The sequence below is a fragment of the Streptomyces syringium genome (assembly GCF_017876625.1).
GTDB classification, from domain to species: domain Bacteria; phylum Actinomycetota; class Actinomycetes; order Streptomycetales; family Streptomycetaceae; genus Streptomyces; species Streptomyces syringius.
In genome coordinates, this window is record NZ_JAGIOH010000001.1 from 2,497,847 (window position 1) to 2,509,303 (window position 11,457).

Annotated in this window: 16 protein-coding genes; 9 read left to right on the top strand and 7 right to left on the bottom strand. The window is 67.5% G+C overall.

All coding sequences use genetic code 11. The features are described 5' to 3' along the window. Positions 1 to 243 precede the first annotated feature (243 nt). From JO379_RS11080 to JO379_RS11095, 4 genes are read left to right on the top strand one after another with little or no spacing between them, the layout of a single operon-like run. Positions 244 to 1,107: an isocitrate lyase/PEP mutase family protein gene (locus tag JO379_RS11080; protein WP_130877636.1), complete on the top strand. Its 864-nt coding sequence runs from the start codon at positions 244 to 246 to the stop codon at positions 1,105 to 1,107. After that, positions 1,104 to 1,502, top strand: a complete 399-nt coding sequence (locus tag JO379_RS11085) for a hypothetical protein (protein ID WP_130877637.1) — start codon at positions 1,104 to 1,106, stop codon at positions 1,500 to 1,502. Before JO379_RS11080 ends, JO379_RS11085 begins: the two co-directional genes overlap by 4 nt. A gap of 3 nt (positions 1,503 to 1,505) precedes the next feature. Continuing rightward, positions 1,506 to 2,531: a bile acid:sodium symporter family protein gene (locus JO379_RS11090; RefSeq protein ID WP_130877638.1), complete on the top strand. Its 1,026-nt coding sequence runs from the start codon at positions 1,506 to 1,508 to the stop codon at positions 2,529 to 2,531. 10 nt (positions 2,532 to 2,541) lie between these two features. Then, positions 2,542 to 2,868, top strand: a complete 327-nt coding sequence (locus JO379_RS11095; protein ID WP_209514788.1) for a YqfO family protein — start codon at positions 2,542 to 2,544, stop codon at positions 2,866 to 2,868. A gap of 50 nt (positions 2,869 to 2,918) precedes the next feature. On the opposite strand, the gene JO379_RS11100 is transcribed toward JO379_RS11095, so the two are convergent. From JO379_RS11100 to JO379_RS11110, 3 genes are all read right to left on the bottom strand, one after another. Further along, the gene (locus JO379_RS11100) at positions 2,919 to 3,242 is read right to left on the bottom strand and encodes a hypothetical protein (protein ID WP_130877640.1); all 324 of its coding nucleotides are present in this window, start codon (positions 3,240 to 3,242) and stop codon (positions 2,919 to 2,921) included. Between the two features lie 268 nt (positions 3,243 to 3,510). After that, the gene (locus JO379_RS11105) at positions 3,511 to 4,398 is read right to left on the bottom strand and encodes a trypsin-like serine peptidase (RefSeq protein ID WP_307841951.1); all 888 of its coding nucleotides are present in this window, start codon (positions 4,396 to 4,398) and stop codon (positions 3,511 to 3,513) included. 78 nt (positions 4,399 to 4,476) lie between these two features. After that, positions 4,477 to 4,920 (bottom strand): ATP-binding protein, encoded by a 444-nt coding sequence (locus JO379_RS11110; protein ID WP_209514790.1) that lies wholly within the window; start codon positions 4,918 to 4,920, stop codon positions 4,477 to 4,479. A gap of 188 nt (positions 4,921 to 5,108) precedes the next feature. Between JO379_RS11110 and JO379_RS11115 the strand changes: the two genes are divergently transcribed. From JO379_RS11115 to JO379_RS11130, 4 genes are all read left to right on the top strand, one after another. Next, the gene (locus JO379_RS11115; protein ID WP_209514793.1) at positions 5,109 to 5,960 is read left to right on the top strand and encodes a helix-turn-helix domain-containing protein; all 852 of its coding nucleotides are present in this window, start codon (positions 5,109 to 5,111) and stop codon (positions 5,958 to 5,960) included. Continuing rightward, a complete protein-coding gene (locus tag JO379_RS11120) occupies positions 5,961 to 6,155 on the top strand; it encodes a DUF397 domain-containing protein (protein WP_307841952.1) in 195 nt (64 codons plus the stop codon). Between the two features lie 40 nt (positions 6,156 to 6,195). Beyond that, positions 6,196 to 6,339 (top strand): DUF397 domain-containing protein, encoded by a 144-nt coding sequence (locus JO379_RS11125; protein ID WP_307841953.1) that lies wholly within the window; start codon positions 6,196 to 6,198, stop codon positions 6,337 to 6,339. A gap of 305 nt (positions 6,340 to 6,644) precedes the next feature. After that, positions 6,645 to 7,547 (top strand): hypothetical protein, encoded by a 903-nt coding sequence (locus JO379_RS11130; protein ID WP_209514795.1) that lies wholly within the window; start codon positions 6,645 to 6,647, stop codon positions 7,545 to 7,547. Positions 7,548 to 7,565: 18 nt separating this feature from the next. Here JO379_RS11130 and JO379_RS11135 read toward each other — a convergent pair whose 3' ends face one another. The 3 genes from JO379_RS11135 to melC1 are packed head-to-tail and all read right to left on the bottom strand — an operon-like array spanning position 7,566 to position 9,802. Beyond that, positions 7,566 to 8,489: an aminoglycoside phosphotransferase family protein gene (locus tag JO379_RS11135; protein ID WP_209514797.1), complete on the bottom strand. Its 924-nt coding sequence runs from the start codon at positions 8,487 to 8,489 to the stop codon at positions 7,566 to 7,568. Positions 8,490 to 8,526: 37 nt separating this feature from the next. Beyond that, positions 8,527 to 9,345 (bottom strand): tyrosinase MelC2, encoded by an 819-nt coding sequence (gene melC2, locus JO379_RS11140; protein ID WP_209514799.1) that lies wholly within the window; start codon positions 9,343 to 9,345, stop codon positions 8,527 to 8,529. Between the two features lie 40 nt (positions 9,346 to 9,385). Further along, positions 9,386 to 9,802, bottom strand: a complete 417-nt coding sequence (gene melC1 / locus JO379_RS11145) for an apotyrosinase chaperone MelC1 (protein ID WP_307841955.1) — start codon at positions 9,800 to 9,802, stop codon at positions 9,386 to 9,388. Between the two features lie 542 nt (positions 9,803 to 10,344). Between melC1 and JO379_RS11150 the strand changes: the two genes are divergently transcribed. Then, on the top strand, positions 10,345 to 10,722 hold the full coding sequence (locus JO379_RS11150; protein WP_130877646.1) for a peptidoglycan-binding domain-containing protein: 378 nt from the start codon (positions 10,345 to 10,347) through the stop codon (positions 10,720 to 10,722). 75 nt (positions 10,723 to 10,797) lie between these two features. Here JO379_RS11150 and JO379_RS11155 read toward each other — a convergent pair whose 3' ends face one another. Beyond that, entirely contained in the window at positions 10,798 to 11,409 is a 612-nt protein-coding gene (locus JO379_RS11155) for a hypothetical protein (RefSeq protein WP_209514802.1), read from the bottom strand. Between the last annotated feature and the right edge of the window lie 48 nt (positions 11,410 to 11,457).

The window sequence follows — 11,457 nt, forward strand, 5'->3', positions numbered from 1 at the left end:
TCCTGCCAGCGTAAACCCGGCAGGGCCGCATACCGTCCGGGCCGTCCGGACCCTTGAGGCGCCGTCCGGGCCCTTGAGGAGCCGCCCGGTTCCCTCCCCCGGCTTCCACACTCGTGTTCTGTTTTTACATATTCGACCACAAAAGGGGAGTGCAGACCGGTTTGCACCACTGGCGACCCGGAAAGCATCCGCGCGTAGCTGCCTTGGCTGCCTCTGCGAATTCACCGCAAGGAGAAGACAGACATGCTGCACGGAAACGCCTTACGTGAAGCGATCGCGGCTCCCCGGACCACGCCGCTCCTGGGAATCTACGATATGTACTCCGCCTCACTGGCGGCTCGGTACTACGACGGCTTCTTCGTATCCGGATTTGGTTTCGCCGCCTCGCACTACGGCCTTCCGGACATCGGTTTCATCGCCTGGCCGGACCTGCTGGCCTTCACCGAACGACTGCGCGCGGCATTCCCCGGCCACCACCTGCTGGTGGACGTCGACGACGGTTTCGGGGACCCGGAGGTCGCCGCCCACGTCGTGCGAAGACTGGAGCTGGCGGGTGCCTCCGGGGTGATCCTGGAGGACCAGAAGCGCCCCCGCCGGTGCGGACATCTGGACGGCAAGCTGATCCTGCCGCTGGACGAGTATCTGGAAAAGCTCCACAGGGTCCTCGACAGCAGACAGGATCTGGTCGTCGTGGCCCGTACGGACGCCACCGAGGAGGCCGAGATCATGCGCCGGGCGGCGGCGCTGGCGGAGACCGCGGCGGACGTCGTCCTGGTCGACGGAGTGAGAAGCGTCGAAAGCATTCAAAAGATTCGTTCGGTCATCGGCACCAAACCATTGCTGTTCAATCAGATCGCGGGCGGTAAATCACCGCGGCTCTCCCTGTCGGAGCTCGCGGACCTGGGCGTGGACGTCGCCATCTACAGCACGCCCTGCCTGTTCGCCGCGCACCACGCGATCGACAGCGCCCTGTCGGAACTGAGGAAAACGGACGGACGGCTGCCGGACCCCCGGCTGACCGAATCGATCGGTGTCGGGGACGCCACGGAACTTCTGACGAAGAACCTCGGCCGGCACCGCCCGACGCGAGAGCAGTCCGCGACGTGAGCAGCGTGGAAAGCCGCCTCGGCACACCATGGAATGCACCCCGCCTGCTGTGGTCCTCCACGGCGGGCATCACCCTCATGATCGCCGCGGCCGTCCTCTTCTGCGCGGGAGCGGCATACGCGGCACCGGTACCGCTCGTCGCCCTCCCGGGGGACGACGACCCGGAACCGTCCTCCTTCAGCGGACCACGCACCGGGGTCCTGTTCATCGACAACTCGAACGCGGACTCATGGCTGGAGGTCGACCGGACGCTGAACACGCTGTTCGCCGGCAAGGGCACCGCAGGCAGTGACCACGACGGTGGCGGCGGCGCCATCGACGTACGCAGCCGGGACGTGTCCGGCACCGGCAACTCCCCCGCCCAGAGCGGTGACCCCGGGCAGGACGGGGACTGACCCATGGCCCCGGTCTTCCGGCCGGGCCGGCTGAGGAGGGTGGTCGACCCCTACGTCGCCGCCCTCCTCGGCACGGTCGCCCTGGCCACGCTGCTGCCCGCGACGGGCCGGACGGCCACGGCCGTCGGCTGGGCGGCCGATGCCGCCATCGGCCTGCTCTTCTTCCTCTACGGCGCCCGGCTCTCCACCCGCGAGGCCGTGGACGGCCTGCGCCAGTGGCGGCTGCAGACCGTGGTGGCGACGAGCACGTTCGTCCTCTTCCCGCTGCTGGGACTGGCAGCCGCCGGCCTGGTCCCGTACCTGCTCACCGAGGACCTCCACACCGGTCTGCTCTTCCTCTGCCTCGTCCCCTCGACGATCCAGTCATCGATCGCCCTGACCTCCACGGCCCGGGGCAACGTCCCCGCCGCGATCTGCGCCGGTACGTACTCCAGCCTGCTCGGCATGGCCGTGAGCCCGCTCCTCGCCGCCTGGCTGATCGGCTCCGCCGTCAGCTTCTCGGCCGACGGCCTGCTGACCATCACCACCCAGCTGCTGGCCCCGTTCCTCGCCGGCCAACTGGCCCGCCGCCCACTCACCGGCTTCCTCACCCGCCACAAGAAGCCCCTCGGCCTCCTGGACCGGCTCTCCATCCTCCTCGTCGTCTACACCGCGTTCAGCAGAGGAGTGGCGGAAGGCATCTGGCAGCAGGTCACACCCATCCGGCTGCTGTCCCTGCTGTGCGTGGCCACGACCCTCCTGGCCCTGGCACTCACCACGACGTCCCTTGCCGCCCGGCGGCTGGGATTCAGCCGGGAGGACCGCATCACCATCGTCTTCTGCGGCTCCAACAAGAGCCTCGCGACGGGACTGCCGATGGCGGCCGTGCTGTTCGGCGCGTCGGCGGGCCCGGTGATCCTGCCGCTCATGCTCTACCACCAGGTGCAGTTGATGGTGTGCGCGGTCATCGCCAACCGGTGGTCGCGGGACGCCGCGACGTCACCGGCTCCTGAATCGGCACGCAGGGAGGAAACCCAGCGCGCTTGTTAGGGTCCGGGACATGGCACGCCTGAAGATCGAGATATCGGTTCCGGACGACCACGTGGAGAAGGTCGCAGCCGCCCTGCACGCCTCCGGCGCGGGACGGGTCGGCGCCTACGAGCGCTGCACCAGCGTCTGGCGCATCGACGGCACATGGCAGCCGCTGCCGGGCGCCGACCCGTACGACGGGGAGGTCGGCGTCCTGCAACACGGCGCGGAGACCCGCATCGAGTCCTTCTGCGACACGGACCAGGCCGCCGCCGTCCTTCGCGCGGTCCGCGCCGCCCATCCCTACGAGGAACCGGTCATCCATTTCCTCCCCCTGTACGAGGCAGGCGAGGACTGAGGACCTCGGACGCCTTCGCCGCAGGCACTCGGACCCGCGGCCGGTGCGTCTCAGCCGATGACCCGCACCGATTGGGGGCCTCCGACATGGGCCACCGCGCGGCCGGGTTCCAAGGTCGTGACGAACGTATTGCAGGCCGTGCCGAGGTAGACGTTGACCGATTTGTTCGTCTCGTTGTCGATCGTTGACGCCCGCGCCTGGAGGGTGAGACAGACGTTGTCCGGGGGGTCGGTGATCAGGAACTCCTGACCGTTGACATCGAAGTACTGGATCCTTCCTGTGGCGGCCTGCGCGCTGGTGGCCAGGCCGGTGGCCAGCACGGCCGCCATGCCGACTGCCAGACCGAGCCTGCCCAGATGTGCGAGTGCGAGCATGAGAGAGGTCTCCCTTCCCTGTGCGGCGCCGGTTCCCGACGTTTCGGCGCCCCAAGGGACAGGGTCCTCCGTATGGGGGTAATTCAGAACGTTTCGCCGCCCACTTGCCCGAATGAGTGAATAACTCGGCAATCGCATTTATGGCTTCGAGGGCGCCTGTGTCCGGTGGACCCCCGCTGCGGTCGCCGACGCGGGCGGCCTGTCGGCCCGCAGCGGGGCGGGAAGACCGCTGGGCGCGGCGGCCCGATCCGGAGACGGGCCGTGGGTTTCAGGAGCGGCGCGGCTCGCGGCCGTTGATCGCATCCAGGTAGAGCTTGAAGATCTCTTCGTCGTTGACCGGGCTGTACGAGAGCTGATCGGCGTCGTCACCGTCGGGACCGCCGCCGTTGAGCCCGCCGAGCACCCCGATCAGCTCGCCCGTCTTCGTCTTCTCGTTGAAGTGAGCAAGCCAGGGGCTCCCTGACGTGCCCGAGTAGAAGCCGTCACAGCGCATCCGCAGCTGCTTGCGGTCATCGAGCCGGGATGTCAGGGTCGTGCAGCGAATGGCCTGGTCGGCGGGGTCGTCATCGGAGTTCGGATAGCCGATGACGGTCACCCGGTTGACGTACCCGGGCGTACGGGTCAGCCGGTTGGCGCCCGTCACGCGCTCGATCTGCCGCCCCCGGCCATCAGGCTTCACGGTGGCGAAGGCGAAGTCCAGATCGGAGCCCTCACCGTAGTCCTCACGCCGGGGATCGACGAACGTGCGGTCCACCGCCCACACCCCGTAGGGCTGCGTGTCCTTGCCGCGCTGGTAGTCCGGCACGAAGGCCGCGTCTTCGCCGACCGAACAGTGCCCGGCGGTGATGAGCAGATTCCCCTTGGGGCTGTGCACCACGCTGGCCGTGCAGTGATGGTCCTTCATGTCCTCGCCGACATAGAACAGCACCCCCACCGACGGAACCCCGTCGAAGTGCCGCGCGCTCCCCGTCATCCGCTGCGCAGGTGACTCGGCGTCGTCGTCCTCACCGTCCCCGGCCGTCGTCGACGCCGACATCCGCGAGGGCCCCCAGAACCGCTGGGCCTCCTCGCTCGACCAGTCGCCGTCCCGCCCGTGCCCACCGGCCCCGTGCGGCACGGCAGCGGCGAGCGCGACGACATACAGCCCCGCGAGCACGGCCCGAACCCACGGACCACGGCTCCACCGGGAGAAACGCACAAGAACCCCCACCACGTCAGGAAGGTAATCGACAGGCTAACCGCATCCGCCAAGATCCAACTCGCACCAGACCGTTTTTCCTACGGTCCGCCGAGCCACTCCCCAGCGCGTGGCCAGCGTACGAATGATCAACAAACCCCTGCCGAATTCGTCCTCCGGCGTGGCGTGCCGTGGCCTGGGGAGAGTCTCGCCCCGGGCGTCGGAGACGGCGATCCGCAGGGTGACGGCTTCTGCCCTGGTCACGGCCTGGGTGACCGTCAGCTCCACCTGGAAGAGCCGCCCCCGCAGACGCCCGTGCTGCACGGCGTTGCCCGCCAGCTCGGACAGCAGGGCGGCAGCGTCATCGGCGGCCTCGGGGTAGCCCCAGACGTCGACGAGACGGGCGATGTGGCGGCGGGCGATGGTGACGCACTGAAGGCTCGACGGGTAGTTCATGCGGTCGTACTGGAGGGGGCTGGGGAGTTCCTCGGGAGCGAGCATTTTCGGTCTCCTCCGGGCGTGGGGGATCGGCGCGCGTGGCTGATTTGCGTGGCGCGATCGGTTCGTTACGGACGGTACGACTGTCGAGGTGATCCGTTCAACCGATCCCGGGGAAAATTATCCCAACGTGTTGCGAGCACGGTCCCGCGAGATCCAGACTGGGCGCGCAAACGCGAGGAGTTGGGAACGTGACAGAGGATCAATCCGCCCAGGACAACCGCGTCTCAACCGTCCTCGGTCGCAGGCTCGGCGGTGAGCTGCTCCAGCTCCGCACCAAGGCTGGCCTCACCCAAGGGCAGGCATCGAAGGCGCTGACCTCGTCGACGGCGAAGGTCGCCAAGATGGAACGCGGCTGGGTCCCGATGCGGGATCCGGACATCCGGGCGCTGTGCGAGCTGTACGGAGCGACCGAGCCGACCGTGGTAGGCGGGCTCCTGGAGTTGGCACGGATCGACCGCGAGCGGCGGAAGGTGAAGGGCTGGTGGAACGATCTGCCCCTCATCGCAGCGCTCAAGGAGTACGTGTCCCTGGAGAGCGTGGCAACCTCGGTCAAGTCATGGCAGGTGTCCTACGTTCCGGGGCTGCTGCAAACCCCTGCCTACGTCCGCGCCCTGCGACCCGACGACCAGTTTGTCCAGACTCGAATCAACCGGCAACAGCGGCTTGCCGACAATCCCCCACTCTCCTTCTGGGCCGTCGTGCACGAAGCCGCGCTACGGTGCCTTGTAGGTGGACGCGACGTGATGGGAGGCCAGTTGGAGCACTTGCGCCGCATCTCCAAGAAGCCGCACATCACCCTCCAGGTGCTGCCCTTTAAGGCCGGCTCTCACCGAGCGTTGGGCGCCTCGTTCAACATCCTGTCGTTCTCTGATCCTGGCGCGATGGACGTGGTGTTCATGGAGGTGCCGCTCACTCAGCGCTGGGTGGAAGGCGGCGAGGAAGCCTCACAACATGCTGCGCTCTTCGCGGACGTAGCCGCGCAGGCACTGAGCCCGGAAGACTCCCGGGCCTTCATCACCACCATGAGCAAGGAACTGTAAATGCTGCCAGATTTCCAGTTCCGCAAATCGACCTTCAGCAACGACGAAGCCGAATGCGTGGAGGTAGCCCTGAACATCTCAGACATCGTGGCGTTGCGCGACTCCAAGGTCCCCGACGGGCCGATCCTCAGAGTCTCCCCGGCCCCTTGGGATGCCTTCCGTGAAGCACTCGTGACAGGAACGTTCGACCGTTGAGTCAACGAGCGCGCTGAGTCCAGGGGCTGGGGGTATCTGCATGAGCAAGGAAGCGTGGGGGCAGTCAAGCATCCGGTTCCGCAAGTCGAGCTTCAGCGACCCCAACCACGAATGCGTGGAGATAGCCACCAACGTCCCCGCCATCGTGGCGATACGCGACTCCAAGAGCCCCACGGCCCAGTGATCCGCTTCTCCCCTAGCCCCTGGACCACCTTCCGTGAGGCCCTCGTGACGGGCGCGTTCAGTCACTGAGGGGTTCACTCCACAGAGTGACGCACTTCCAGCCACCCCCAGACGGCCGCCAACTCAATTGATCACGCGTTGAGTTGATGGGGCCCACACCTTCTGCTAGAACGTCGGCCTCGGACAACCGCAGAAGAACCGGGGGAAACGATGACCGCATCTCCGCCTCCACCTCCGGCGGCGCCGCCTCCACAGAACGACGGACCGGACCAGGAAACCCCGCGCTGGAAGAAGACGGTCAAGGTCATGGCCGTGATCGGCGGCTTAAGCGCCTTGATCGGGGTGCCCGGAGCGATTCTCGGCGTGTGGTACCAGGATCGCAGCACGAAGTCCGGCGAGGACTCGGTGAAGATCGCGCGGGAAGCGGAAGACCGGGAGAAGGGGGAGGTGGAAGAGGACAAGAAGAAGGAAGCGGGCCCGCCGATCGCGAGCGTGGCGGGGGCACCTGGCTTCTACGGCTCACGCTTCGCCTTCCCTGATCGCACCGCCGATCTGGGGGAAGGAAAATCGGCCCTCTACGGGACGGAGGCGTACTCGACATGGTTCGAGAAGAACCGAGTCGCTCCCGTCGGGGTGGCCGCGACCAGAGTCACCCTGTCTCCCCTCCACGAGGGAACCGTCGTGGTCCAGAACATGCGGCTCTCCGGTCTCAAGTGCCAGCCGACACGGTACGCGGGGACCGCTGTGGTTCCGCCGCCGATCGGGGACGGCGGGGAGGAAATGCCGCCGACGGAGATCGCTTTCGATCTCACGGAGCCCGTCCCCCGGCCGAGACAACACGAGGGAAGAGTCGTTTCCGACCCGGCCGCGAAGGCGGAAGTCTGGCGAATCAAGGGAAACGCCTTCTCGAAGGGCATCTACCTCGACGGCGGGAAGCAAGCCGATGCCCGCTCCTTCGACCTCTACTTCTTCACGGGAAACAAGGACTGTGAATTCGGGGTCGAGGTCAACGTCACCAGCGGAACGAGTGACGGGTGGTACCCCGTCAAGCTGAGTGGCGGGGACAAGATGAGGGTCGCCGGCCAGGCGAAACGCTACGAGTCGGTGGTGCTACCGACGAACGCCGCCCCGGAGGACCCCGTCCAGAACAAGCTTCGCGGACCAGGGAACCCCTTCCAGCCCCTCAAGCTGGAGAAGGGCCCGTTCTGATACCCAGTTCACAAGAGGTCACCGCTTCAGCAGCGACTCCGCGACAGCGATGGACGACGGGGCGAGCGCGGTCTCTCCGTCGCTGATGTCCCATAGGGAGTTCTGCAGCAGCCGCCCCAGCGTCCAGCCGGTCGCCCGTGCGCGGTCCAGGCCCAGGGCCTCGGTGAGCAGGTCGAAGCGGCGCCGCACAATGCGCGGAGTGTCGCCCTTCGCGACGACGTCGTCCCACCGGCTGTCCAGCGCGGGCCACAGGTCGAAGCCGGGGTCCCCGGCGAGCGGCTCGGGGTCGATGGCGAGCCACGGCTCGCGCGACGCGGCGAGCACGTTGTCGTAGTGCAGGTCCCAGTGCAGTAGCCGGTCGCCGGGTTCGTCGATCAGCTCGGCCACCGCCGACGCCCAGCCGCGCAGGAGCTGCCGGTCGGCCGGGTCGGCCAGTGCCGTGACCACCTGCGGAACCTGCTCCAGCATCTCGTTGACGATGACTTTGAGGCTGCGCAACCCCTGCGGCGCGGGAACGCGGACCAGCCGGGCCAGAAGCCCGGCCAGGATGCCCATCGCAGCGTCGTCGTCCTCGACCGATGCCAGCGTGCGGGCACCGTCCAGCCGCTCCAGGAGCATGGTGCCGCTGTCGGGATCGTGGTCGAGCAGCCGTACCATCCCGTCACCGTTCCAGGTGCGCAGACCGATGAGCGCGGCGGTTGTCTCCTCCCTGGGCATCTGGAGTCTGAGGACCGCGCGCGTGCCGTCCTTGCCCGACACCGGCAACACCAGCGAGGCTTCCCCCGCTCCGGCGACGCCGTCCCGTTTCAGCTCCCAGCGGTCCAGGAATTCCGCGGCGAGAGCCGGCAGCGCGGTGATCCAGGCCGTCCCCTGCTCGCCGAAACTTCTGGCGTACGACGACGCCAGGGATTGCGGGACATCTACAGCCTCCACCACGCTCATGCCGACTTCCTCTCAGCCCACCAAGCCCCCCGCCTGGTCAGCGGTAGGTATAGAACTTCGTGTGGTCAAGCATGTCCTCCGGCGTGACGTCGTTCCAGGGCTTCATCGTGTCGCGGAGGCCGATCACATTGCGCGGGGCCGAGACGGGCACGTAGCCGGAGGAGGGGTGCAGCCTCTGCCAGTCGGCCCACAGTTTGTCGATGAAACAGTGATGCAGCCAGAAGACCGGATCGTTCGGCGAAGCCCCGCTCGTCATCTGACCGCCGACCCAGACGTGGACGCGATTGTGCAGGTTGGGGCCGCGCCATCCCTCGATGTGGTTGCGGAAGCCTTCGGACCTGCTGTTCCACGGGGCGGCGTCATACGTGGGCATGGCCAGCACGGCGTCCACCTCCGCCCGAGTGGGGAGTTCGCGGGTGCCGACGCCCAGGGCTCGCCGCAAGAAGGTCCTGCCGTCGACCCGTATGTTCATGGGCCAATTACCGCCTCCGAAGGCGAACGCTCCGGAGGTGACCCGCCCGTCTCCGCTGCGGCCGTCACCGCCGAGGAACGTGTCCGCCCACAGCGAGCTGCTGGGCGAACGGTCGACCGTCCAGTCCCAGTAGGGCAGCATGACGGAAGGGTTGACGCTCTGGAGCGCCTGCTCGAACTGGAGCAGAAACCGGCGGTGCCAGGGCAGGAACGACGGTGAACGGTGCCCCGTTCGCTCGCCGTCATCGGTGTCACTCATGATGAAGGCGTTGTGCGTGGTGATGAACTCGTCGTAGCGGCCCTGGCGCTTGAGGGCGATGACGGCGTCGATGAAGTTCCGCTTCTCGGCGGCCGACAGGTCTGCCTGGTTCTTGCGGTCTGCCATGACGACGGATCCTTTCGGTGCGGGGGTGCCGAGCGCGATGTCAGACGGCGAGGGGCACGAGTGATGCCCCGTCGAGGTCCCGTACGGCGGCGCGGGCCACGTCGCGGGGGGTGGGGTGCGTCTCGTAGTGGTCGATCACGCTGATCCAGGTGCCGTCGGCGTTCTGCATCACGTGCAGATCGTCGTTGTCGATGCGGACGACGAACTCGACGAGACCATGGCCGTCGGCTCCGCCATGACCGGTGTGGCCGCCATGCCCCTCATCGGCGGGCCAGCCTTCGATGTGCCGACCGAGATACGTCTCGTCGAATGCGGCCGGCACGTCGGCGGCACGCGCGGTATGCGGGCTCAGGGGCGAGGCGTTCGCCGTGGTGACGGCGGTCTGACCGGCGAGCGCGGTACCGGCCACCACCAGCATGGACCGTCGAACCATGTCGCGTCGGGTGAGACGTTGCACGGTCTCTCCTCTCGTCTGTCCAGCGCGGCCGGAAGGCCGCAGCAGGAACGTTTCTTCACGAGGCGGAACGAGATCGTCCCGTCCGCCTGTGCCGCCACATGCTGACAGCGGCGGACGATCCCGCAGAGGGGCCCGGACGGGCGTGGGTCATGAAGGAGCCAACTCCATCTGGATAGTGCATTGTTCAATGGCGGCGATCTTCTCGGAAAGCCTGCTGCCGTCCGGGAGCAGGTGGAAACTCGAGCCGGATTACCGCCTCCACCCGTAGATCTTCCGGTGGATGACTGTCGGACCGTAGCCCGACCGACCCGCCAACTCGACCCGAATGCAGGCGCATTGATCAGGGGGCGGGGTAGACGGTGTGGTTTTGGATGCGGCGCGGCGTGCCGTCGTACCGCACGGGGTTGAGGTGATCGCGGCGTACCGCAGCGGATGGACGGCAGAGATCAAACACCTGCGGGACGCGGTCATGGCCCCGCCGCGCATAACTTTTCCAACGCGCCGACGACCGGCGGCACGATCCTCGGGAAGGACATGCGCTCATGGCAGGCATCAAGAAGACCGTATGCACGATCGGCATCATGGCCGCGGCGGCAGGCATGGTGGGCGGCGGCTTGGCCGGTACGGCGAACGCCAAGCCGGGTATAGCCAACATCTCCGTCGGGTCCGGCAACTCGCACGGCGTGTGGTGTGTTCAGCGGGCCGTGAACAACTGGGCGGAGCGAACGGGCAAGGGGCGCCCGATCGGCGAGGACGGCAAGTTCGGGTCCGCCACGAAGACCTGGGTGGTGAAGTTCCAGAAGGCGTCCAAGCTCGGGGCGGACGGCATCGTCGGCCCCAAGACCGGCAACAGCGTCCTGGACAACGCCGGCCACCACCGCGGCTACTGCTACGACCACGTACCGAGCACTCGGCGCTGACCGGGGGGGCAACGCAGTGGAGCCCGGCCGCGCTCCGGCCGGGCCCCACAGCTCCCCCCTTACGACCGGCTCCGATCAGTCCTTCGTCGTCGTCGCCTTGGTGGCTTCCGCTTCCCGTGACGGCATCCAGTGGTGGACCTTGAAGTTGCCCTTCTCCAGGGTCTCGAAGGGGGCGCTGCCCTGGCAGGGGCCAACGCTCTTCTTCGGCAGCCCGTCGAGCGCCCAGCTGTAACCCAGCCGGTCACCCTTCTTGCCGTCGTCCAGCACGGTGAATCCGAATCGCTTGCCCTTCAGATCCCCAATCTGCGGCAGACCGGGCGCGGCCTCGAAGTGCGACTCGGTCACGATGCCCGTCGCCACGGCGACCGGTCCGCCGGTCAGCAGGCAGTCGATACGCCCCTTGAAATAGCCGCCCCAGTCCTTGCCCATGTGGTGGCTGACGTAGAACGTGCCGCGCGCCTTGTCGGCGAAGCCGCGGGCGTTGAAGGAGAAGTGCACGTCGTCACCCGGCTTGCGCTTGAGCTTGGCGGACCCGGTGAGCGAGGGCTCGTCCGGCGTCTGCCGGACGGCGACCCGGGTGTCACTCCCGGCCGCCGCAGCCGGCCCGCTCGCCCCTGAAATCAGCACAGCGGCCGCGCATACGGCGAGGGCGACGGCGGCACCAAAGGGACGGCGAACACGGGACATTGCTTCCTCCTGGATGAGCGGCGCCAGCGACGTGCTGACCACCTCCCA